The organism is Paenibacillus sp. FSL H7-0350, from assembly GCF_038593195.1.
Lineage (GTDB): Bacteria > Bacillota > Bacilli > Paenibacillales > Paenibacillaceae > Paenibacillus_AQ.
Map to the genome: position 1 here is coordinate 7180932 of NZ_CP151972.1, position 22569 is coordinate 7203500.

Below are 22569 nucleotides of genomic sequence, written 5' to 3' on the forward strand. Positions count from 1 at the left end.
ATATGAGGCTCCCGCAAAGTACCTGAGTCATCATCGAAGCTAAATCCCTACTTTGCTGGGTTATTTAGTAAATGGCTCCGTTCCCGGCTTGGAGCGGCAGCTGATAGATATGCTATAATAGAAACACTTTAAGGGTAAAGGAGATTACTTGCACTCATGTATCCGCCGAGATCAGGCAATAGACAAGGCAAGAGACGACATAGCAGGCGGCGGCGCAGAAGGATATGGGCTTGGGTCAATGTGGCGTTGCTGCTGATGATTACCGCTGCGCTCGCTTATTCATTCATGGACGACAAGGACCCGCAGGGCTCTGCTGCTCCGCCAGCGGCGCTCGTTACCTCGCCTTCGCCGGAAGATGCTGCAACGGCTGCTGCTGCCCCTACGGAAGCCGTTCCTACAGAGGAACCGCCTGGGACAGAGGCTACAGCTACTGCTGAACTTGCTCCGGAGGAGACACCGGAGGCTTCTCCAGAACCTACGGCTACGGCGGCAACCATTACGGCAGCTCCTACCCCTAGACCAGCGGATCAGGCAACCCCTACGGATGCGCCGAAGGCCACAACGGGAAGCAGCAGCGGGCGGGTCGCAGGCTTGCCGGAGAACACCTCCGGCGGGACGGTGAAGCTGAGCTTTGCCGGAGATATCATCTTCAGCGGAAAAGCAGGCGCGCTGCTGGAGCAGAAGGGCTACGATTATTCCTACAGCGCGCTGGATGGAATGTTCAAGAAGGATGACCTGACGGTAGTCAATCTGGAAACTCCGATTACTACACGCGGGGTTGGGGCCAAGAACAAGCAGTTTGTGTTCAAGGGTCCGCCGAAAGCACTGGATGCGCTTAAAGCCGCCGGTGTGGATGCCGTCAATCTGGCTAACAACCACACGCTCGACCAGGGGGAGGAAGGTCTGCTGGACACCCTGAAGCATCTGGGTGAGCGCGGAATCCCTCATGTGGGTGCAGGGCGGAACAGCCAGGAGGCGTATTCGGCGCAGTATTTTGAACGTAATGGAATTAAGATTGCCCTGCTTGGCTTCACACGGGTGATGCCGGTGATTGAATGGAAGGCGGAAGCGGGCAAGCCTGGCCTTGCCTCGGTGTATGACAGTGCGGAAGCGCTCAAGGCGATTACCGCAGCCAAGCAAAAGGCCGATGTCGTCGTTGTCGTCGTCCATTGGGGACGGGAGCGGATGGAGCAGTATGACAAGACCCAGCAGGCGCTCGGACATAGCTTCATTGATGCCGGAGCGGATCTTGTGATGGGCGGCCATCCGCATGTGCTACAGGGAATTGAACCATATAATGGCAAATGGATCGCCTACAGCACAGGCAACTTTATTTTCACACGCGGTTCTATCCCGGCTACTTGGGAGACGGCGGTATTCCAGGCGGAATGCAGCAAGCAGGGGCAATGCTCTCTTAAGCTGAAGCCGATGGATGCCGAGCTGGCGCAGCCGGTGCCGATGAATGATGCCGACGGGCAGCTGCTGCTGCACAGAATACAGTCTATTTCTTCCGGCCTGATCAAGGTCCGCAATGACGGCACTGTGACCCAAGCGGTGAAATAGCCGGAGGTGCTTATAATGATGAAGAATATGTGTGTAGCCCACCGCGGTTTTTCCGGTAAAGCGCCTGAGAATACACTGGCTGCCGTACGGATGGCGATTGCGTTGCCTTATGTACGCTGGATAGAGATTGATGTGCAGCTGACGAAGGACGGGGTGCCTGTAGTCATCCATGATTATTCCCTGGACCGCACGACCAATGGACACGGTAAGGTGAAGAATATGGAGTATGAACACATGCGGCGGCTGGATGCAGGGAGCTGGAAGGGGCGTGCTTTTCGCGGAGAGCGGGTGCCTTCATTGGAAGAGGTGCTTGCTCTGGCGTCAGGCCGGCTGCGGCTGAATATTGAACTGAAGACGGTGGGGGAGATGTATCCCGGTCTTGCACAGGCGGTCATTGATCTGGTGAATGCCAGAGGAATGCGCGAGGAAGTGGTGCTGACCTCGTTCGATGCCAGTGTATTGCGGCGGATCAAGGAATTGGACGCGAGGTTTCATACGGGGCTTATCTATGACTCCAGATCCGGTGATCCTGGGGGTAAGCTAGATGAGCTGGGCTGTTCCTTCTTATCTATAAGCTTCGACCGGCTTAGCCCGGTTCTGGCCAAATCCCTGATTGAACGCGGGGTGCAGGTGATGGCCTGGACCTTGAACAAGGGCAAGGAAATGCGCCGTCTGTCGGAGATTCATTCCGATATTATGATCTGTACCAACCGTCCGGATATTTGGGGCGAACTCTTTTTGAAGGCTTGATCAGGCAGCTGTAAGCACACCAATTCATAGAGGAAGAGAGCTGAAGGAACAATGAGCAGTGCGATCAATAATGTATACTGTGTAGGACGTAACTATCAATTACATGCGGAGGAGCTGGGCAACAAGGTGCCTGCTGAGCCGCTGATCTTCCTGAAGCCGTCTCATGCTGCTGTGGCCCTGGATAAAGCGATCATCCACCTGCCCAAGGACGCCGGACTGATTCATTATGAGGGTGAGCTGGTGCTGCGTATTGCACGTGATTACGTGCCGGGGATGAGTGTGCAGGAGCTGGTGGATGTGATGGCGCTGGGCCTCGACTTCACGCTCCGTGATGTGCATAATGATCTGCAGCGCAAGGGTCTGCCGTGGACTGCTGCCAAGGGCTTCAAGAACGCGGCTCCGCTGACCCCGTACATGGCATTGCCCGAGGAAGAGGAAATGGAGGCCACTGACTTCACCGTCCGCAAGAACGGAATTGAGGTTCAGCGCGGGAACGTGAAGAACATGATTTTTTCCCTGCAAAAAATCGTTGACTTCATCGCCGCCCGCTACGGTCTGGGCAAAGATGATATTATCTTCACCGGAACCCCCGCCGGGGTAGGTCCGGTAGTGGCGGGCGATTCGTTCGAGCTGTTCTGGGGCGACACCCTCATGGGCACCTGCCTGATCGGTTAAGGCGATGTTCTCAGGACTTGAACTACTGCAATGGCTGATCGGGGCCTGCGGTGCGCTGCTGGTTGCCGGGGCCGCCTACTGGAAGCAGTCGCTTAGCTTCTCAGGGATGGTGGCGGCAGTGGTGATGGGGACGATCTATTTCGGTGCAGGGAATCTGTTCTGGTTCGGTATCCTGCTCGTGTTCTTCATCTCCTCCACGCTGCTGTCGAAGCTGCATCATGAGAATAAGGCAGAGCTGGAGGCCACGTATGATAAAACCGGACGCCGCGACGCGGGCCAGGTCTTCGCCAACGGCGGACTCGGAATGCTGGCCGTTCTACTGAACGCGATCTATCCGCTGGAGCTCTGGAGCTTCCTATTCATCGGGGTGATGGCTACCGTGACCTCGGATACATGGGCGACAGAGATCGGCACGCTGGCCCGGAAGCCTCCCCGGTCGGTGCTGACCGGTAAGGTGCTCCAGGCAGGCACCTCCGGCGGCGTATCCCTGCCCGGGACGCTTGCTGCAGCGGCGGGAGGGGCGCTCATCGGCGCAGCCTCCTGGGTGCTGCGGGCGGCCTCCGGCATGACGCCCCATGCCTTCTGGCTGCTGGTGCTGGCCGGACTCCTGGGCGGGCTTGCGGGAGCTTTTGCCGACTCGCTCTTGGGTGCTACTGTGCAACGGATGAACCGCTGCACGGTCTGCGGCCGCGAGGTCGAAGCCTCTAAGCACTGCGGGAAGCCTACGGTATACGCCCGGGGCTGGCGCTGGATGGACAATGATACTGTAAATGCTGTAAGTTCTATAATAGGCGGTGCTGTAGCGCTGCTGGTCAGTTATATAAGTTACATAGGATAAGGACGGACCTGAGGGTTAAGCCTGCCGTTGCGTTATCCGGTAACATGCTGGATTTTATGGGTTGGGAGGTGAACCGTTGAGCAGTGCATCCGTAGACAAACATGCAGCTATTCTGGATGCCGCTTATGAGCTTTTCGGTTCAGGCGGCTTTTATGAGACGAAGATGTCGGAAGTGGCCGAACGTGCTGGCATTGCCAAGGGTACGGTTTATTTATATTTTAAAAGCAAAGAGGAGCTCTTCATGGCGGTTACCCGCCGCGATTGCGATGGCTTCCTTGAGCAGCTTGAGGGCAAGCTGAGGACCCGCTCCACATTGACAGACAAGCTCTCCGTTATTGCGGAGCATCATCTGTTCTATTACTATGAGCGCAAGCAGCATACGAAGCTGTTCTTCCGTGCGCCTAACAATAACCCTGAGCTGGTGGCTTATATGGCACAGTTCATGGAAGCCTATATGCAGGCTGTGGTGAAAGTGCTGCTGGAAGGCGGGGCTACCGAGCCCGAGCTGATGGCGCAGTCGTATATCGGGATTCTGGACCGTCTGAAGATGGACATCCTGTTCGACCCTGAGTTTGCCGAGGCAGATGCGGATAAGCGGGCGAAGTTTGCGGCGAGGCTCTTTATCACCGGGGCACTGGGCAGCTTGGATTCGGCGCTGGGGGATTTCCCTGCTGAAGCTGAATCCTAAGGGAATACAGCCAATTCCGGTTTCAAAATATAAGGCAAGCGAGGACAACTGATGAATATTATGACGGTGGAACATCTCTCCAAGAGCTATGGGGAGAAAACCCTGTTCCGTGATGCCTCCTTTGGCATGGACGACAGGGATAAGATAGGCGTAATTGGCGTCAACGGCACGGGAAAATCAACCTTTCTGAAGATTATCGCCGGGCTCGATACAGCAGATGCAGGGCAGATAAGTATCGGCAATGATGTGCGGGTGCAGTTCCTGGCACAGAATCCGCCATATGAGCCTGGAAATACGGTCTTGCAGCAGGTATTTGCCGGAGAAGACCCGGAGCTTGCAACGATGCGGGAATATATGGAGGTGATGTCTCTTCTGGAGCAGAATCCGGGAGATTCAGGGCTGGAGAGCAGGCTTGTCCGGATTGGGCAGGCCATCGACGCCGCCGGCACTTGGCAGCTGGAGAGTGAGGCTAAGACGGTCCTTACGAAGCTGGGCATTACCCGGTTCGATGCCCGGATGGAGAGCCTGTCCGGCGGACAGCGCAAGCGTGTCGCGCTGGCTGCGGCGTTGATTACGCCGTCGGAGCTGCTGATTCTAGATGAGCCTACCAACCATATTGACACGGATTCCGTAGCCTGGCTGGAGCAGTATCTGCAGAAGCGGCGCGGGGCGCTGCTGATGGTAACGCATGACCGCTATTTCCTGGAACGGGTAGCCAGTGTAATGCTGGAGCTGGACGGCGGGAATCTGTACCGGTATGAAGCGAACTATTCGCGGTTCCTGGAGCTGAAGGCAGACCGTGAGGAACGGGAGGCTTCGGCCGAGCAGAAGCGCAAGAATCTGCTGCGCACCGAGCTGGCCTGGATTCGCCGCGGGGCTAAGGCCCGCTCCACGAAGCAGAAGGCGCGGATCGACCGCTTCGAGAAGCTCAAGGAGAGCACGGGAGGCGCATCGGCGTCAGCTATGGATATCTCCGTAGCCTCTACAAGACTTGGCCGCAAAATCATTGAGATTCAGGATCTCACCAAATCGCTGGACGGCCGGACCTTAATCAAGGATCTGAATTATATTGCTGTGCCGCAGGACCGCGTGGGGATTGTCGGCAAGAACGGCAGCGGCAAGTCTACGCTGCTTAACCTGATTGCCGGTAAGCTTACACCAGACAGCGGCGAGGTACAGCTTGGGACGACCGTGAAGCTGGGCTATTTCACCCAGGAGCATCAGGACATGGATCTCAGCCTGCGGGCGATCGAGTATGTGAAGGAAGAAGCCGAGATCATCAAGACCGCAGACGGTAGTGTCATCACCGCCGGGCAAATGCTAGAGCGCTTCCTGTTTCCGCCCGCGATGCAGTGGACGCCAATCTCTAAGCTATCCGGCGGCGAGAAAAGACGGCTCTACCTGCTGCGTGTCCTTATGGGAGCCCCGAACGTGCTGCTGCTCGATGAGCCGACGAATGATCTGGATATCGGCACACTTGCTGTGCTGGAGGATTACCTTGATGAATTCCCCGGTGTAGTCTTCACCGTATCGCATGACCGCTACTTCCTGGACCGTACTGTGGATAAGCTGATTGCCTTCGAGGATGGGGGAATCCGCCTGCATGTCGGCGACTATAGTGAATATGAAGAGTGGCTGGCGAAGAACGTCCCTTCCGGCAGCGGGAACTCCGGCAAGGCAGAAGGCGGCTCTGGCCGCAGCGCCAGCGGTGCTGGTGCCGCTGCTGAGCAGGGCGGGAATGCACAGGCCGGGTCAGCGCCGCGCGAGAAGCTGAAATTCACCTTCAAGGAGCAGCGCGAGTACGAGGGCATCGACGAGGCCATTGAACAGGCGGAGCAGCATCTGACAGACCTCTCGGCACAGATGGAAGCGGCCTTTGCCGACTCCGGCAGACTCCAGGAGCTGGTGGAGAAGCAGCGGCAGGCCGAGGCAGAGCTGGAGCGCCTGATGGAGCGCTGGACGTATCTGAATGAATTAGCGGAGAAGATCACGGGTAAGTAGGTTAGAGTAGGTAAGTAGTAACGCTCAGAGAGGAGCCAGTGACCCAATGACTGCGACTCATTCGATAGATGCTGCCGTGCAACTCCGGTCCTCTGGCCGGGCAGAAGAAGCAAGGACCATGCTGCTAGAGCTACTGTCAGCAGACGGGAGCAATGCCGAACTGCATTATCAGCTGGCATGGACGCATGATGTGCTGGGCTTGGAACGCGAGGCGGTATCCTATTACGAGCAGAGTCTTGCCCTGGGGCTTCCAGATGCGGAGCAGAAGGCAGGCGCGATGCTGGGCCTGGGCAGCACGTTCCGGACGCTGGGGGAGTATACAGAGTCCCGTGTGCTGCTGGAGCAGGGTGCGCTTGAATTCCCGCAGCGTGCGGAATTCAAGGCTTTTCTAGCCATGACGCTGCATAATCTCGGTGCACACACCGAAGCCATGGAACTGCTGCTTACCCTGCTTGCGGATACATCCAATGATCCCGGTATCCAGGATTACCGCAAGGCTATTAAGTATTATGCGGACAAGCTGGAGCAGGTATGGCCTTAACCGGAGAATAGGGGAAGGTGAGCCGGAGCCGGCCCAGAATGAGACGCAGAGTCAGATGGGGAAGCGGAAATCCTGCCCAAAATGCAACATCTCAATCGTCAACAAAGCGCTAATCCGCTATTGTTGTACAAAAAGCAGCATCACCCGATTCTAGAGCGGATTAGCAGGATAATTGTTGTATTTCATGCAGGAATCCATGCTAATGTCCAAGAATTCATGCAACTGGGTTGCAATAGTTGCAACATTTCGGTCTGGTAGGACCAAATATACTCAACCCAAAAGGCAGCACCAGCTATCTAAATGAGCCGGTGCTGCCTTTTGGGTACTGTGAGTGTATCTCCTAGTAGACAATCAGATTAAAATAAGTGATTTCATTCCATAAATGCGGTAAGGGGTGAAGCTGCGTTCTTAGCGAAAAAACAGGGATAAGTGTATTCTGTGCAACTAGAAACAGTGAAACGGCTGGACTTCCTCGTCTAATTGTAGTCTGTACAACTAAATTTGTCCGGATTGGTGAAAATCCAGAACTAGAGGCATTTTAATTGCACCAAATACAGCTAAACAGAGATTCGGCGGCACCTCCGGCGATTTAGTTGTACAAATTACAATTTAGCCTACCTCTTGCACCTTAATCGGGGCGAGGTAAACCCTCAGCAAGCCATTAGTTAAAGTAATTCTCACATGTTTAAATCTGATTAGCTACTAGTCCCCCTAGTTCTTTACGCCGCCTTGATTGAGACAATTCGGCTGTGAAGCGAATAGGTGAGTGGCTGTCCCCGTCCAACTTTAGCGACTCACTCCAGCGGCTACTGCTGTAGAGCGTGACCTGCCATGGCTATTTGCCGCCTGCCACCGCAAGCATCTGTACGACCGGCCGTGAATCGCCGGTCAGTACCGCCTCGTCTGCGTTCATCTGCGATGAGCCGTCTCCGTCGAGGAAAATCCCTTCCCGTCCCTCGCCCGGGACGGTCTCCTGCACGGCGGCGCGGAATTCCGCCGCCGTGCAGAGCGAATTCGTGACGAGCAGCCAGAGCTTCCCGGACTGGTCATAGACCAGCCCGGAGCGCAGGCGCCGCTCACCCTCATAAGGCAAATGCTCTGCGGTCGCAGCCGCCTCCCACAGCTCTTCCTGCTGCAGGTTCATGCTGATCCCGCCCTGCGCCCAGTAATTGCTGCGGTCGCTCACCGCCAGGTCATCGCCAGAGGCGGCGACCTGTACGCTGAGGGCTCCCGCAGCACCGTCCCAGACCAGCGTTCCACGCGCATACTTCGCGTTGAACCAGCCAGAACCGTAGCTGCGGGCTTCATCGTTCACGGGCTGGTCGTTCATGATGGCGATGGACAACAGGTCATCGCCGTAAAAGAAGCCGCCATTGATCCCATAGGCGGCAATCTGACGCAGCGGTAAGCCAGCGCGCCGCAGCACCACATCCTCCGGGTTCAGCGATAGCATATGCAGTTGAACCCCGCCCGGACCTGCAGCTTCCCGATAGGTGTAGTTATGCGGAAGGCCAGAGAAGACCTCGCGCTGACTTGTACCTGTAAGCGGGAACACAGCAAAGAGGAGCGCGCTTAGCATCAGCAGCGCTCCTATAGCTAGAATCCTTAACTGCGCCGCCCTATCAGTTCGCCCCAACATAAGCCGCCAGCAGCTTAGCCGTATTCAGCACAGCTTGCTTGTGGGTACGTTCCATGGAGTGGGAGGCGTGTACGCCCGGTCCGATCAGTGCGGCCCGGATGTTATTTCCGCCACGCAGCGCAGCAGAGGCATCGGAGCCGTATTGCGGATAGATATCGACCGCGAAGGGTATAGCCAGACCGTTCGCCAGCTCGATCATGCGGCTGGTCATAGCATAGTCGTACGGGCCGGAGGAGTCCTTGGCGCAGATGGAGACATCCGTCTCCTTGCAGCTGAGGTCATCGCCCATCGCGCCCATGTCCACAGCGATCATCTCATTGATCTCACCCGGAATCCAGGCAGCACCATGACCAACCTCTTCATAGTTGGAGATGAGCAGGGACAGGTTATGAAGCGGCTTCCAGCCTTCGCGCCGGATGCTCTCCAGCAGCCCGAATAAGGCAGCTACGCTGGCTTTGTCGTCCAAATGACGGGATTTGATATATCCGCTGGGGGTAAGCACCGCCCTTGCATCGAACGAAATAAAATCACCGACCGAAATCCCCAGCTTCAGCACATCATCCTTGGTGGAGACCAGCTCATCAATCCGGATCTCCATGTTCTCTTCCGCACGCTTGAAATCACGGGCATCAGCATATACATGCACAGATGGATGACTGGTCAGGATTGTACCGGTATAAGTTAAGCCGCTGCGGGTATGGATGATGCAATATTCATTCTCAATGCTGTTCATACTGAATCCGCCTACAGAGGTTAAACGGAGGGTACCATTAGACTTAATGGAGCGGACCATGGCACCGAGCGTATCCACATGGGCGCTGATGCCGATCGTGCGCGAAGGATCAAGTCCGGGTACACTCAGCATCGCGCCGCCTTTTTCATTCCAGGTAAGCGGAATACCCAGCGCTGCCGCTTCTTCGGCCACCAGAGCCATCACCTGGGCGGTGAAGCCGCTGGGGCTTGGGGTGTCGAGCAGTTTTTTGAGCAGATTCAGGATATATTCTTCATTGGGCTGGATGTTAAGCAAGGATAGTTCCTCCTATTCGTCTATGAATTACAGCTGGGATGATCCTTCTGGAGTAAAAGGGGCACTCTCAGCAGGGATAGGCTCCATATTAATACTTCCCGCGTCACGCAGCTTGGCAAGCTCGGCATTCAGGCTCTTGATCTGCTTCTGCAGCTTATACTGGCGGAAAATCCCGTACGAACCCACCACCACACCGCCAATCAGCGCACAGCCAAGGATGACGAGAATTAGCGGGATGCTGACCACGTCAAAGCCGAAATTCACCGGAACCGTATCGACATTCATTACTGCGAATACAGCTGTCAGCAGTGCAAAAAATAAACCTAATATAAGTGACCATTGAAATTTCATATATCTTCCTCCTCAGGATCTATGACAATACAAATCCCCTGCCCGCAGAGGGCAAGGGATTACTGTAATACTAAGCTTTCTGCCTCATTTGGTCAACTGCTCCATCTGCTCAATCACGCTCTCAAATACGCTCATGGCTTCACGGATCGGTTCAGGAGACGACATATCCACCCCGGCTTTGCTCAGGATATTGATGGAATAATCGCTGCCGCCGCTCTTCAGGAAGCCGAGGTAACGGTCAACCGCCGGTTTGCCTTCATCCAGGATCTGTTTGGCGAAGCTCGTCGCTGCCGAGAAGCCGGTAGCATATTTATAGACATAGAAGCTGTTATAGAAATGCGGAATCCGTGCCCACTCCATCTCAATATCCTGATCGATCACCATATCCTTGCCGTAATACTTTACATTCAGATCGTAGTAGATGGAAGAGAGATCCTGCGGTGTGAGCGATTCGCCTTCTTCGGCGCGCTGGTGAATGATTTTCTCAAATTCAGCGAACATCGTCTGCCGGAATACCGTCGTGCGGAACTGGTCGGCATAATAGGTAAGCAGGTACATTTTTTCCTTCGGGTCTGTGGATTTGTTCAGCAGGTAATCCATCAGCAGCGCCTCATTGGTAGTAGAAGCAACCTCCGCCAGGAAAATAGTGTACTGCGCGTCCCGGTATTTCAGCGCCGTGTCCGAATAGTAGGAATGCAGGGCGTGACCCATCTCATGCGCCAGTGTGAACATGCTGTTCAGATTATCGTTATGGTTCAGCAGCACGAAAGGATGGGTGCCGTAAGCCCCCCAGCTGTATGCGCCGGAGCGTTTGTTCTCGTTCTCGTAGACATCGATCCAGCCTTTGTCATAGCCTTCCTGCAGAACACTCAGGTAGTCCTCGCCAAGCGGCTTCAGGCCTTCCTTGGTAATCTTCTTAGCCTCGTCAAAAGTAATATCCAGCTTATATTCGTCCACGAGCGGAGCGAACAAGTCATACATATGTAGCTCATCTACCCCGAGCAGCTTCTGGCGCAGCTTCATATAACGGTGCATCAGCGGCAGACTCTCGTGAATCGTATCGATCAGATTCGTGTAGACTTCCTTCGGAATATTGTCGCCGTAGAGCGACATCTCCAGCACGGAAGGGTATTTGCGCGCACGGGAGTAAAAGACATTCTTATTCACATTTGCGCTCAGCGTGGCGGCAATAGTGTTCTTTTGCTTGCCGTAAGTTTCATAGACCGCTTTGAATGCGTTTTTGCGTACCTCACGGTCTGGGCTTTCGAGAAATTGAATATAGCTTCCGTGGGTTAGCTCGACTTCCTTGCCTTCTTCGTTCTTAACCTTCGGGAACTTCAGATCCGCATTATTCAGCATGCTGAATACAGTTTGCGGGGCTTGGGCGATCGTGCTAACCTGAGCCAGCAGGGCTTCTTCCGCTTTGGACAGGACATGGGCCTTCTCGCGCTTCATTTCAGTCAAGGTGAAGGTGTAGTCGGAGAGCGAAGGGTCGGCGATGAACTGGTTCAGCGTCGCGTCAGGCAGGGCCAGAATCTCAGGTGTGACAAAAGAAAGAGCTTCACCCGCTTCAACGCCAAGCTTCTTGGCCTTAGAGGAGAGAGCCTGGTACTTCGGAGCTGCTGTATCCTCATCCTGGCGCATATGTGCATAGACATAGAGGCGTTCAGTCAGCAAGGACAGCTTATCGTCCAGCTCGAAGCATTTCTTCAAGGCATCGGGAGAATCCAGCTTCCCTTGGAAGGCGGCAGCGCTTGTGATCAGTGCCTTCACTTCCTTATATTCGGCATCCCATTGCTCCTCTGAAGCAAACATATCTTCAAGCTTCCAGCGGTTCTCGGCGGGCACTTCACTTCTCTTAGGTAATTGTTCCATAGAAATCCTCCTCGGTAGTTGGGATGCGGCTGGGCTGCTCTCCGCCTGCGGGAGCGCTGACGACAGATTTCCTTGCAGCAGGCTGAGCGCAAGCAGGAGCGGGAGTGATTTGGCGGTAACGGACATGACGGCAGCCTCCTGATTCTCAAAGTCTGCTTAGTATGCCCTGCCAATTCATGTTTATTAAATAAGTGTGCTTACAGATGAAGTTATGTGAGCAGGCTATAAATAATGAAGACAAAAGCCAGCGCAATCATAATGACTGCGGTCAATGCCATCCCGCGCTTCATGCGCGGGGGCATTTTGTCCTTGCTCATAATCAGTACAGCACCCAGACACAGGACGACAATGACATAAGTGACAAGACTCTCATTATTCATGCCGGACTACACCTGTTTGAAGGCTGCGATGATATTCTTGTACTCTTCTTCATTATCCTTGTAAGACTCTTTGTTGAAGCGGTTGTTCACCCACTGCATCATAGCCGGACGGCTCATGAAGGTATGTGTTTCTTCCCCCCATTGGTCGGAGATTTCACGAAGGATAATATAACGTCCCTGAACCTCCACCGTCATCATGTTCCACTTGTCTGTTTTGTATATTTCATGTTTTTTGATCATTATCATTACCACCCTGGCGATTTTTGGCTTTTGGGTCAATGATAACGCACCGAAGAAGGGAAAAGCAAATTAAATCATGAAATCAGGGAAAAGATGGATTGCTTTACAAGCATAGAAAGAGTATAATGTAAGCATACGCCATATATGGCGGTATTTTTAGGAGGTTGTTCATTTGAAAGGTACAGTAAAATGGTTTAACGCAGAAAAAGGTTATGGTTTCCTTCAAGTTGAAGGCGGCGAAGATGTATTCGTTCATTTCTCATCGATTCAAGGCGACGGATTCAAGACTTTGGATGAAGGCCAAGCGGTAGAATTCGATGTTACTGACGGTAACCGTGGCCCACAGGCAGCGAACGTAGTTAAATTATAAAATACGGCCAAGACAGAGCTTCTGTCAGCCGCAATATATATATTTGATCTAGCACGCACTGGCATGAGTAATATCAGGCAGCTTGAGCAGCACAGTTCCTTCGGGGGCTGTGTTTTTTTAGTTTAGAAAATTATAGTTTCCTGCTACTGAGGTGTGTGTAAATTGGCTGGTACAGCGGCACACGGCCCGAATGTATGTCAAAAACAGCATACATTGTGTTCGTGTGAAGGTAATCTTGTTCATCCGATCCGTTAGGGTGATTTTGTTCTTTTTTTAGAACCCTCCCCCCGCCCATAATCACTCAGAGCGGGGTCTTACTTTTGTTTCTTAGAGGACGGTCTGCGCCGCCCCCGAGGTCCAACAGATGCTTGGACAGGAAGCCGATGAAGGCCAGAATCGAGAAGCCGGTAGCGACCAGATAGAAGATATTCCGGCCGGCGTCCTGGTAGATCAGCCCGCCGAAGGTACCGCTAAGCAGACCTGCGCCGCTGGACCATACAACGGTGAAGAGTGCCATTCCGGTTGCCCGCAGATGATCAGGGATGATCCGTGTGATGTAGCGGACGGCGGTTACATAATAGATGCCGAACGAAATACTGTGCATGGCCTGAATGGCAACCACGGTACCCGGCTCCTGGGCCAGCGACATGAACAGAAAGCGCAGCGTGAACATCAGGCTGGCAAAGGCGAGCAGCGGCAGCTCTTTGAACTTGTCGCCATATCTGCTGAGCAGGAAGAAGATGGGGATCTCACTGAGCGCGGAAGCCAGCAGCGCCCAGCCCACGATCTCATCTCCTGCATTCATGCCCTTGAGGCTGATCGTCAGGAAGGCCTCGTTCATCCGGTAGCCGATGGCAAGCAGGAAGACAGAGCCGAAGAACCACAGCACTTCCTTTTGCAGCAGAATCTCCCGGAGTCCGGAGCCCTTCAGCGGTTTGTCCATAGACTCCTTGTCTACAGAGAGTGGTGCCGCTTCGGTTCGCTTCACATCCTTCAGCCCAATCGTAATCAGAAGCGCAGTTACGACAATCACAATACAAATCGCTACGCTGTACTGAGGTCCCAGTGTTCTGAGTACATAGCCGATTGTAAGGGCGAAGAAGGAGTATCCGAGCGAACCGAATACACGGATGGTGATGAAATTCCGTCCGTGGCGCTGGGCAATTTTGATAGCCATCGTATCTGCCAGTGGAAAAACAGGGTAATAGAAGAAATAGAAAAAGGACAAAATAAGCATGACACTAGAAAAATCGGTGGCTCTGGCCAGAATAATGGCGGTAATCAGCTGGCCTCCAAGCAGGAGGGCCATAATCTTACGGACGGTACCCAGCCGGTCGCTTATCATACTCCAAAACAGATTAGAGAGAATCGAGATTAGCGGGCCTACGGAGTAGAGTAGACCCATTTGCGGACTGCTGAAGCCCAGGTGGGCATAAAATAACGGGAAATAAGAAACAACCAGCACACTGGTGCCGTACAGCGTAAACATAAAGGATCGCAGCCAGTTTTGATCACTGTATTGGCCGCCGCTCCGCCTCGCATTCATGATTGTGCACTCCTTTGGAATATAGAAAAGTATAGTATAGCATAAAGCGGAGAGGCCGGGGGTTTCGTAAAATATCGATTTTCTGAATCTTTCAAGAGTTTGCGAAAGTGATTTTGTTGTTTGTACAAATCCGCTCTGCATATTATAATAATCATGATTTGGATAAGGAGACAACAATGTGGAGGCACTGTCATTGAATGAATTTGAGCAAGGCCGTAACCGTAGTCCGCGCGGTCCTATTGGACTCATGAAGAGGGTCTATAAGTACGTGCTGCCGGAAGTGCGATCATGTCTCGATTTCTGGCGCAAGGATGCAGAAGGAATTCCCGATCCCGAGCTCCGCAAGCAAGCGCTTGCCAGCATTGAAACGAAGCAGTTTCATTGTGAAGGCGGCGGAATTTATGCCGCCGGCAATTTGTCGATGAGACATATACTGATTCCGCTAATTGTTGCTTATCAGACGATCAGTGATTATTTGGACAACCTGTGTGACCGCAGTACTTCGCTGGACCCGGCTGATTTCCGTCTGCTGCATAAGTCCATGCTGGATGCTGTTACCCCCGGCGCAGAGCCTGTGAACTACTACGCGCTGCGGACGGAACAGAATGACGGAGGATACCTGCACAAACTGGTCCGCAAATGCCAGGAGATGACCTCCCGGCTACCCGGGTACGGCGCTGCTGCTGAAGAGGTCTATAATCTGGCTGTATTGTATACCGATCTTCAGGTATATAAGCACATTCACCCGGAGCTCCGGGAAGCTGCCCTCAAGGAATGGTGGGAGAAGGAGGGGCACCGGGCGCCTCATCTCCAGTGGAATGAATTCGCGGCCGCAACCGGTTCAACTCTGGGCGTATTTATGCTTTTTCTGGCGTCCTGTGATCCTAAGCTAAGTACAGTGGCATCATCATCCATTCGTGCTGCTTATTTTCCGCATGTGTGCGGTCTGCATATCATGCTGGATTATCTGATTGACCAGGATGAAGACCGGGCCGGCGGTGATCTCAATTTCTGCAATTATTATGAGAGTACGGATATGATGCTGAACCGGATCGCTTCCATTGTGGAGTGGGCCCGCAAGGATGTCCGGAGTCTTCCCGAGAACTCCATGCACCGTATGATCATCGAAGGACTGCTGGCACTGTATTTATCCGATCCCAAGGTTAGTGAGCAGCGGGAGGTCCGCTCGGTATCCCGGAGGCTGATGAAGAATAGTCCGCTGACCAGACTCTTCTTCTTCGTCAACAGCCGCTGGATACGCAAACACATGTATTAGATGCTGCTGGGTCTTCTTCGGGTAAGGGGAGAAACCGGCACAAATTTAAGGAGGAACTAACAGAATGTCAAACGTAAAAAAAATCGCAGTATTAACCAGCGGTGGAGACTCCCAGGGGATGAACGCCGCAGTGCGTGCGGTTGTCCGCAGCGCGATCTACTTTGGAATTGAGGTATTCGGCATTCAGCGCGGGTATCAGGGCCTCTTGAACCGTGACATTTTCCCGATGGATCTGCGCAGTGTCGGAGATATCATCCAGCGCGGAGGTACCGTTCTTCAGTCTGCACGTTGTCTGGAATTCATGAAGCCGGAAGGCCAGCAGAAGGGTGCTGACATTCTGAATGAGCTCGGCATCGACGGTCTGGTTGTTATCGGCGGAGACGGCTCTTATCATGGCGCCAACAAGCTCAGCAAGCTGGGAATCAAGACGATGGCTCTTCCGGGAACCATTGATAATGATATCTCTTTCACGGATTACACGATTGGATTCGATACGGCCGTAGGCGTGGTCGTGGATGCGATCAATAAACTGCGCGACACCATGTCCTCCCATGAACGTTCATCCATCGTGGAGGTTATGGGCCGTCACTGCGGGGACATCGCTCTGCATGCGGGTCTTGCTTCCGGGGCGGAGACGATTCTGGTGCCGGAAATGCCTTATGATCTGAATGAGGTAGCAGACCGGATGAAGGATAATTTCGCACGCGGCAAACGTCACAGTATTGTCATTGTGGCTGAAGGCGTCGGCAAGGGTGAGGATGTTGCTCAGGCGCTCAAAGACCGCCATGCTTCCCTGGATGCCCGTGTTACGGTTCTGGGACATATTCAGCGCGGGGGTACTCCAACTCCGGGAGACCGTAACCTTGCCAGCCGTCTGGCTGATTTCGCGGTCCGCAAGCTGATTGAAGGCGAATCAGACAAGGCATGCGGGATTATTAAAGGGGAACTGGTTCTTACTGATATCGACAAGGTAGTGAACACGAAGAAAGATTTCAATATCGAGCTGTATGAATTGGCTTCCCGTCTATCCCAGTAACAACTCCAAGAATTCATCCAATCTCCATTTCTTAGCGGAGCAGTCATCCTTCCATTACCGGAAGAGACTGCTCCGTTTTTCGGCTTGACTATATACCCCCACCCGTATATTATAATACCCATAGGGGTATACAAATGGGAGGAAAATAATATGAGCAGAACTATAGTCATTATCGGCGGAGTTGCCGGAGGGGCATCCGCTGCAGCACGCTTAAGAAGACTGAACGAAGAAGACAAAATTATAATTTTAGAGCGGGGAGAGCATGTTTCTTTTGCCAACTGCGGCTTGCCTTATTATATTGGAGAGACTATTGATTCAAGAGATAAGCTGTTCCTGCAGACACCGGCTGGTATACAGGCGCGCTTTAATATCGATGTGAGAATCTTCACCGAGGCAACGGCGATTGACCGTGAACGCAAGCAGGTACATTGCCGCAATGTTACAACAGGTGAAACGCTGCACATTCCATATGATATTGTAGTGCTCTCTCCGGGGGCTAAGCCTATCGTTCCGCCGTTTCCCGGAATCGCTGAGGCGGATAACCTGTTTACACTAAGGAATATTCCGGATACAGACCGTATCAAGGCATATGTGGACAGCCGTCACCCCCGGCATGCCACTGTAATTGGAGCAGGTTTTATCGGTCTTGAAATGGCTGAGAATCTCCGGGAACGGGGGCTTGCCGTAACCGTAATTGACCGGGGACAGCAGATTCTGAACCCGCTTGACCTGGAGATGGTTCGTCCGCTGGAGGAGCATATGCGTCTGCATGGGGTAGAGCTGCGGCTGAATGAGGGCGTAGAGGCTTTTGAACAACAAGGCCGTCTGGTTCGTCTCTCCTCAGGCGGGGAGCTTAGCACGGATATGGTTATTCTGGCGATTGGGGTCAGTCCTGAGAATGACCTGGCACGAGGCTGTGGACTTGAGCTGGGCATCCGCGGGGCGGTTAAGGTGAATGCTTCACTGCAGACGAGTGATCCGGCTATCTATGCTGTTGGAGATGTCATTGAAGTGAAGGACCGTGTTCAGGGGTTCGATACTATGGTGTCCCTTGCCTGGGGTGCCAACCGTCAGGGGCGTTTGGCCGCTGATCATATCAATGGCCGGGAAGCCTCGTATACAGGAGCATTAGGTACTGCGATTATCAAGCTCTTCGATATGACTGCTGCACTGACCGGAAATAATGAGAAGACGCTTAGTTCACTGGGCGTTCCCTTTGAAGCTGTGCATATCCATCCGAATTCCCACGCCGGCTACTACCCCGGTGCTGCACCGATAGCGCTCAAGCTGCTGTTCAACCCGCAGTCCGGAGAGATATATGGAGCGCAGGCGGTCGGCAGTGCCGGTGTCGATAAAAGAATAGATGTCATTGCCACCGCTATCCGCAGCAAGCTTAAGGCTGATGAGCTGGCGGATCTGGAGCTGGCGTATGCGCCGCCGTATTCCTCAGCCAAAGATCCGGTCAATATGGCGGGCTATGTGGCCTCCAATCTGATGGAAGGACTCGTCCGCAATCTGCAATGGCATGAAGTGGATGAATTCACCCGCACTGGCGGCCTTATCATTGATGTCAGAGACGAAATAGAGCGGGTAGCCGGTTATATCCCCGGTTCTATCAATATTCCGCTGGCTGAGCTGAGAGAACGGCTTACAGAGATTCCGGGGGATCAGGAGATCGCCGTATCCTGTCAGGTAGGGCTGCGCGGCTACATTGCTGCCCGGATGTTAACCCAATATGGATTTGCAGTACGAAACGTTGACGGAGGCTACAAAACATATGCAGCCATGGTAAGGGGGAATCAGACTGGCAATCCGGGAAAGCCAGAGGTGCCAGCCTTGAAGTTGAAGGAACAGCCCCAAGCAAGTATAGTCCGCGAGCAGGAACAACTTAGCAGTAAACCGCGTCTTGTGCTGGATGCTCGCGGACTACAGTGCCCAGGACCTATACTTAAAGTATATGAAACCGTGAATGCAATGGAGGAAGGCCAGCAGGTAGAGATTCTTGCTACAGATTTTGGATTCGCTGCTGATATAGGGCAGTGGTGCAGCAAGACTCACAACACTCTGGAATCGGTGGATGTCTCCGGCGGCAAGGTGAGGGCACTGGTACGCAAAGGACAAGACCTGTCGGACAGCACCGGCGTTCAGGCCGCGCAGACAGCGGTCGACGAAGGGACAACGATGGTTGTATTCAGCGGCGATCTGGACAAATCCATTGCCTCGTTCATTATTGCTATAGGTGCCGCATCGATGGGCAAGCAGGTCACCATGTTCTTTACCTTCTGGGGGCTGAATGTTCTTCGGCGCGCGCAGTCTCCGCAGGTGAAGAAGTCGGGTCTTGAGACCATGTTTGGCATGATGATGCCTAAGGGGACACGCAAGCTTCCTTTATCCAGAATGAATATGGGCGGGCTCGGTGCCAAAATGATCCGGTATACGATGCGCCACAAAAATGTAGATTCCCTGGAACAGCTTATGCAGGCGGCTATGAATGCCGGGGTGAAGCTAATGGCCTGTACGATGAGTATGGACATCATGGGGATTAAGCAGGAAGAACTGATCGAAGGTGTAGACTTCGGCGGTGTTGCCAGCTATCTTGGAGCTGCCGAGGACTCCGGCGTGAATTTATTCATCTAGAGGGGGCTGATTGACAGTGGAATATGATAAAGCTATTACCAACCGGTTGAAGCGTATCGAAGGTCAGGTAAGAGGAGTGCTGGGGATGCTGGAGGAAGGCAAGGATTGCCGTGAGATTGTCAATCAACTGACTGCGATCCGGACAGCCGTAGACCGCTCTATTGGTGCAGTGATCGGAGACAATCTGGAGCACTGTATCCAGGAAGAGCTGGCGAAGGGGAATTCTCCTGAACACGTGATTAAGGAAGCGGTAGATCTGCTTGTAAAAAGCCGGTGATGAAGAACAGCCACAGACGAAGGGGATCTCCCGAATGTCTGTGGCTGTTTTTATTCAAATATAAGAATTGAAGTATACATTCAAGCTGTAGCTGCACTTTGCGGGGGGACTTATGCCTTCTCCGGGGCGAATCTGCGCTGCACCCTGACGAGCCGGGCCAGCAGCAGAATTGCGCCGATTCCAAGGCCGGTAATGAGTCCAATCCAGTAGCCGTAGGCCCCAAGCTCAGTATAAGTGGCGAGCAGGTATCCGACGGGCAGGCCGATCACCCAATAAGCAATGAAGCAGATGACGAACGCTGGATTAACATCCTTATATCCCCGCAGCACGCCTTGGGTGGGGGTTGCGATGGCATCGGAGATCTGGAAGAAGATCGCGTAGATCAGGAAATGCTGGATCAGCGAGATAACCTCTTGGTCATCCGAATACAGTCCGGCGACATGATTCCCGGCGAAGATCAGCACCAGTGCTGTGAGCAGGGAGAGGACAGCCGCCGTACCAATGCCCATAATGCCATACTGGCGCGCGTCCTTCAGCCGGCCGGAGCCGTTCTCGAAGCCGACGAGAATCGTCAGACTCATACAGATGCTCAGCGGAATCATATAGAGGGTGGAGGCGAAGTTAATGGCGGCCTGATGGGCAGCGATTGTAATCGTATCGAAGCGGCTCATCAGCAGAGTTACAGCCGAGAACACCGCCGTCTCGAAAAAGATCGAAAAGCCGATAGGCACACCAATCTTCAGCAGCTCCTTGAGGCTTACCAGGGACAGCGCGTGAAATTTACGGAAAATCTGCAGGTTACGGAAAGGCTCGGCCCGGTAGACGAAGATTAGGGCAATCAGAAAGATGACCCAGTACGTGATTGCAGAGGCTACGCCTGCGCCTACTCCGCCAAGGCGGGGGAAGCCAAAGTTGCCGAAGATCAGCAGATAGTTAAGCCCCACATTGATCGGCAAGGCAATCAGGGTGATGAACATGGAGACGCGGGTCTGACCCAGGGCATCAATACAGCTACGGACAACGGTATAGCCGAACAGCGGGATAACGCCGAAGGAGATGGCACCGAGGAAGCGGAAGGCAATATCGCGTACCGCAGGCTCCAGATTCATGAAATTCAGGATCGGTGTTAGAGCGAGGCTGCCAAGAATCAGCACGAGCACCGATACGATCAGGGAGAGCCAAATGCCCTGCATCACCTGGTTGGCCACATCCTTGTCCCGCTTGCTGCCGAGGAGATGAGACACAATGGGTGTGATCCCCATAAGAATACCGCTGAGGCCTGTCTGGATCGGAATCCACAGGCTTGTGCCGATGGCTACGCCGGCCAGATCATTCGTGCCGAATTTGCCGGACATATTGGTGTCGAAGAAGGTAATGGCCGACAATGCAATCTGAGTAATCAGAATCGGAAGCAATATATGCAGGAATTGCCCGGCCTTTTGCTTAATGGAAGAAGTCTGTTTCATAATCATCAATGCCCCGTTATCTTTATTTTGAATACTTATATTCCCAGTAAAAAGCCCGGCAGCTGCCGGGCTCTCTAATATAGTGCGGCTATGGATACATCCGGATAATTGCAGAAAGCTTATTGGTCGTACTTCACATCGGCAGTATAGCGGTTGTTGGCATTCCAGAGCAGGAATTCGTCGATATTCTGATCCTTCAAGGCACGAATCTGATCTTCAACCTGCTTCTTGCCGTATTTGACATAATGCCCGCTGCCCAGCCAGCTGGCGGTGAAATCCTGAATCCATGGGCGGATCACCGGTTTGTAGCTGCCTAGCGGATTCAGCTTCTTGTGCGTATCAACCATTGAGCCCTTAATGGTAGCATAAGGGTCTTTGTCCGGGTCCTTCACATCGAACCAGCCGGTGGAATAATGGCTCGGATAGACCATTGGGCTGATAACATCGACATTCTTGGAGATCTTCACGAAATCCTGGCCGATGCCTTCTGCGGCAGGTACCGAGGCGGCATAACCGAAGATATCTACAGAGATCCGAACTCCCAGCGGTGCCAGCTCAGCTTTGGCATACTTGACAAAGTCGGCGATGATTTCCACGCGCGGTCTGTCGCTCTTCGTGTATTTCAGAGTGTCCGCACGCTTCTCGAAGCCTTCAGGGAAGCGTACATAGTCAAACTGGATTTCCTTGAACCCGAGCTTAACGGCCTCCTTGGCAATATCTACGTTATACTTCCACACATTTTCGTTATAAGGATTGACGAAGCTGTCTCCGCCTTTGTTGGCCCAGACAGAGCCGTCTTTGTTAACGAATGATAATTCCTTGTTCTTTTTGGCGAGCACTGAATCCTTGAAGACTACAATCCGCGCAATCGGGTAGACATTATGCTCCTTCAGGCGGGTCATCAGCTTGTTGATATCCCCTATGAACGGCTGGGGATGTCCCATTTGCTGAAGCTCAGCATTGTCTGTCTTGTAGGTGATATATCCGGCATCATCCTTAATATCGATAACCATAGAGTTCAGCTCAGTCTTGTCCAACAGGGCAAGCAGAGTCTCCATCCGTGCGCCCCCGGCGCTGTAGGCAGTCACGTATATCCCCTTAACCTTGGGAGCATCCGGCTGCGGATCAGCAATACGTGCTGTCTCCGGCGATGCGCTTGGTGAAGGTGCAGGAGAGGCAGTGCCGCCTCCGTTCGGTGATGCTGCTGCGTCAGGATTCGTTGTGTGTTCTGCGACGATGGGGGGATTCATGGCGCCCTGCAGTACTGCTGCCACATCGGCTTCATGTCCTTGATTCGGGACACCCACGCCTCCCAGTGCCATCATCAGTAAAGCCCAGGTGATATTCATTTCTTATTCGCTCCCTTTATGTACATTCCTTATAAAGTATAAGG

21 protein-coding genes are annotated in these 22569 nt (G+C 53.3%); 12 read left to right on the top strand and 9 right to left on the bottom strand.

Annotation, left to right across the window (positions count from 1 at the left end):
- The first annotated feature begins 156 nt into the window (after window positions 1-156).
- The 7 genes from NYE24_RS32135 (at window position 157) to NYE24_RS32165 (ending at window position 7056) form a co-directional block, all read left to right on the top strand.
- Window positions 157-1563, top strand: coding sequence for a CapA family protein (locus NYE24_RS32135; protein ID WP_342477583.1), 1407 nt, complete (start codon window positions 157-159; stop codon window positions 1561-1563).
- Window positions 1564-1581: 18 nt separating this feature from the next.
- Window positions 1582-2313, top strand: coding sequence for a glycerophosphodiester phosphodiesterase family protein (locus NYE24_RS32140; RefSeq protein WP_342479333.1), 732 nt, complete (start codon window positions 1582-1584; stop codon window positions 2311-2313).
- A gap of 51 nt (window positions 2314-2364) precedes the next feature.
- The gene (locus NYE24_RS32145) at window positions 2365-2988 is read left to right on the top strand and encodes a fumarylacetoacetate hydrolase family protein (protein ID WP_342477584.1); all 624 of its coding nucleotides are present in this window, start codon (window positions 2365-2367) and stop codon (window positions 2986-2988) included.
- Window positions 2989-3013: 25 nt separating this feature from the next.
- Entirely contained in the window at window positions 3014-3826 is an 813-nt protein-coding gene (locus NYE24_RS32150; RefSeq protein WP_342479334.1) for a DUF92 domain-containing protein, read from the top strand.
- A gap of 76 nt (window positions 3827-3902) precedes the next feature.
- Window positions 3903-4514 (top strand): TetR/AcrR family transcriptional regulator, encoded by a 612-nt coding sequence (locus NYE24_RS32155; protein ID WP_036702235.1) that lies wholly within the window; start codon window positions 3903-3905, stop codon window positions 4512-4514.
- Between the two features lie 51 nt (window positions 4515-4565).
- On the top strand, window positions 4566-6515 hold the full coding sequence (locus NYE24_RS32160) for an ABC-F family ATP-binding cassette domain-containing protein (RefSeq protein ID WP_342477585.1): 1950 nt from the start codon (window positions 4566-4568) through the stop codon (window positions 6513-6515).
- Window positions 6516-6561: 46 nt separating this feature from the next.
- Entirely contained in the window at window positions 6562-7056 is a 495-nt protein-coding gene (locus tag NYE24_RS32165) for a tetratricopeptide repeat protein (RefSeq protein ID WP_342477586.1), read from the top strand.
- Window positions 7057-7891: 835 nt separating this feature from the next.
- Here NYE24_RS32165 and NYE24_RS32170 read toward each other — a convergent pair.
- The 6 genes from NYE24_RS32170 to NYE24_RS32195 all read right to left on the bottom strand — a co-directional run bounded on the left by NYE24_RS32170 (window position 7892) and on the right by NYE24_RS32195 (window position 12568).
- Window positions 7892-8635 carry a hypothetical protein gene (locus NYE24_RS32170; protein ID WP_256706764.1) on the bottom strand — a complete coding sequence of 248 codons (744 nt, stop codon included), beginning with the start codon at window positions 8633-8635 and terminating at the stop codon, window positions 7892-7894.
- Window positions 8636-8678: 43 nt separating this feature from the next.
- On the bottom strand, window positions 8679-9722 hold the full coding sequence (locus NYE24_RS32175) for a M42 family metallopeptidase (protein WP_036702228.1): 1044 nt from the start codon (window positions 9720-9722) through the stop codon (window positions 8679-8681).
- A 27-nt stretch (window positions 9723-9749) separates the two neighbouring features.
- Window positions 9750-10073 (bottom strand): lipopolysaccharide assembly protein LapA domain-containing protein, encoded by a 324-nt coding sequence (locus NYE24_RS32180; RefSeq protein WP_051494120.1) that lies wholly within the window; start codon window positions 10071-10073, stop codon window positions 9750-9752.
- Window positions 10074-10157: 84 nt separating this feature from the next.
- Window positions 10158-11948: an oligoendopeptidase F gene (pepF, locus tag NYE24_RS32185; protein ID WP_076157925.1), complete on the bottom strand. Its 1791-nt coding sequence runs from the start codon at window positions 11946-11948 to the stop codon at window positions 10158-10160.
- Between the two features lie 209 nt (window positions 11949-12157).
- A complete protein-coding gene (locus NYE24_RS32190; protein ID WP_341024181.1) occupies window positions 12158-12328 on the bottom strand; it encodes a hypothetical protein in 171 nt (56 codons plus the stop codon).
- 6 nt (window positions 12329-12334) lie between these two features.
- Window positions 12335-12568: a hypothetical protein gene (locus NYE24_RS32195; protein WP_036702226.1), complete on the bottom strand. Its 234-nt coding sequence runs from the start codon at window positions 12566-12568 to the stop codon at window positions 12335-12337.
- Window positions 12569-12740: 172 nt separating this feature from the next.
- On the opposite strand from NYE24_RS32195, the gene NYE24_RS32200 reads away from it, so the two are divergent.
- On the top strand, window positions 12741-12938 hold the full coding sequence (locus NYE24_RS32200; RefSeq protein ID WP_036702223.1) for a cold shock domain-containing protein: 198 nt from the start codon (window positions 12741-12743) through the stop codon (window positions 12936-12938).
- Window positions 12939-13239: 301 nt separating this feature from the next.
- On the opposite strand, the gene NYE24_RS32205 is transcribed toward NYE24_RS32200, so the two are convergent.
- Complete coding sequence (locus tag NYE24_RS32205; RefSeq protein WP_051494119.1) at window positions 13240-14484, bottom strand: MFS transporter; 1245 nt, start codon at window positions 14482-14484, stop codon at window positions 13240-13242.
- Window positions 14485-14677: 193 nt separating this feature from the next.
- On the opposite strand from NYE24_RS32205, the gene NYE24_RS32210 reads away from it, so the two are divergent.
- From NYE24_RS32210 to NYE24_RS32225, 4 genes are all read left to right on the top strand, one after another.
- Window positions 14678-15760, top strand: a complete 1083-nt coding sequence (locus tag NYE24_RS32210; RefSeq protein WP_342477587.1) for a tetraprenyl-beta-curcumene synthase family protein — start codon at window positions 14678-14680, stop codon at window positions 15758-15760.
- A gap of 64 nt (window positions 15761-15824) precedes the next feature.
- A complete protein-coding gene (gene pfkA / locus NYE24_RS32215; protein ID WP_036702222.1) occupies window positions 15825-16796 on the top strand; it encodes a 6-phosphofructokinase in 972 nt (323 codons plus the stop codon).
- A gap of 150 nt (window positions 16797-16946) precedes the next feature.
- Window positions 16947-19433, top strand: a complete 2487-nt coding sequence (locus tag NYE24_RS32220) for a CoA-disulfide reductase (protein ID WP_342477588.1) — start codon at window positions 16947-16949, stop codon at window positions 19431-19433.
- A 16-nt stretch (window positions 19434-19449) separates the two neighbouring features.
- Window positions 19450-19710 (top strand): metal-sensitive transcriptional regulator, encoded by a 261-nt coding sequence (locus NYE24_RS32225; protein WP_036702218.1) that lies wholly within the window; start codon window positions 19450-19452, stop codon window positions 19708-19710.
- Window positions 19711-19820: 110 nt separating this feature from the next.
- Here the strand turns inward: NYE24_RS32225 and NYE24_RS32230 are convergent, their stop codons facing one another.
- Both NYE24_RS32230 and NYE24_RS32235 read right to left on the bottom strand, forming a co-directional pair.
- Window positions 19821-21176 (bottom strand): MATE family efflux transporter, encoded by a 1356-nt coding sequence (locus NYE24_RS32230; RefSeq protein WP_036702368.1) that lies wholly within the window; start codon window positions 21174-21176, stop codon window positions 19821-19823.
- Between the two features lie 119 nt (window positions 21177-21295).
- Entirely contained in the window at window positions 21296-22525 is a 1230-nt protein-coding gene (locus NYE24_RS32235) for a putative glycoside hydrolase (RefSeq protein WP_036702216.1), read from the bottom strand.
- Window positions 22526-22569: the final 44 nt, after the last annotated feature.

Coding starts and splice junctions, on each gene's coding strand:
- NYE24_RS32135 (WP_342477583.1), top strand. CDS start 157: ATGTATCCGCCGAGATCAGGCAATAGACAAGGCAAGAGACGACATAGC.
- NYE24_RS32140 (WP_342479333.1), top strand. CDS start 1,582: ATGAAGAATATGTGTGTAGCCCACCGCGGTTTTTCCGGTAAAGCGCCT.
- NYE24_RS32145 (WP_342477584.1), top strand. CDS start 2,365: ATGAGCAGTGCGATCAATAATGTATACTGTGTAGGACGTAACTATCAA.
- NYE24_RS32160 (WP_342477585.1), top strand. CDS start 4,566: ATGAATATTATGACGGTGGAACATCTCTCCAAGAGCTATGGGGAGAAA.
- NYE24_RS32165 (WP_342477586.1), top strand. CDS start 6,562: ATGACTGCGACTCATTCGATAGATGCTGCCGTGCAACTCCGGTCCTCT.
- NYE24_RS32170 (WP_256706764.1), bottom strand. CDS start 8,635: ATGCTAAGCGCGCTCCTCTTTGCTGTGTTCCCGCTTACAGGTACAAGT.
- NYE24_RS32180 (WP_051494120.1), bottom strand. CDS start 10,073: ATGAAATTTCAATGGTCACTTATATTAGGTTTATTTTTTGCACTGCTG.
- pepF (WP_076157925.1), bottom strand. CDS start 11,948: ATGGAACAATTACCTAAGAGAAGTGAAGTGCCCGCCGAGAACCGCTGG.
- NYE24_RS32190 (WP_341024181.1), bottom strand. CDS start 12,328: ATGAATAATGAGAGTCTTGTCACTTATGTCATTGTCGTCCTGTGTCTG.
- NYE24_RS32195 (WP_036702226.1), bottom strand. CDS start 12,568: ATGATCAAAAAACATGAAATATACAAAACAGACAAGTGGAACATGATG.
- NYE24_RS32205 (WP_051494119.1), bottom strand. CDS start 14,484: ATGAATGCGAGGCGGAGCGGCGGCCAATACAGTGATCAAAACTGGCTG.
- pfkA (WP_036702222.1), top strand. CDS start 15,825: ATGTCAAACGTAAAAAAAATCGCAGTATTAACCAGCGGTGGAGACTCC.
- NYE24_RS32220 (WP_342477588.1), top strand. CDS start 16,947: ATGAGCAGAACTATAGTCATTATCGGCGGAGTTGCCGGAGGGGCATCC.
- NYE24_RS32230 (WP_036702368.1), bottom strand. CDS start 21,176: ATGAAACAGACTTCTTCCATTAAGCAAAAGGCCGGGCAATTCCTGCAT.
- NYE24_RS32235 (WP_036702216.1), bottom strand. CDS start 22,525: ATGAATATCACCTGGGCTTTACTGATGATGGCACTGGGAGGCGTGGGT.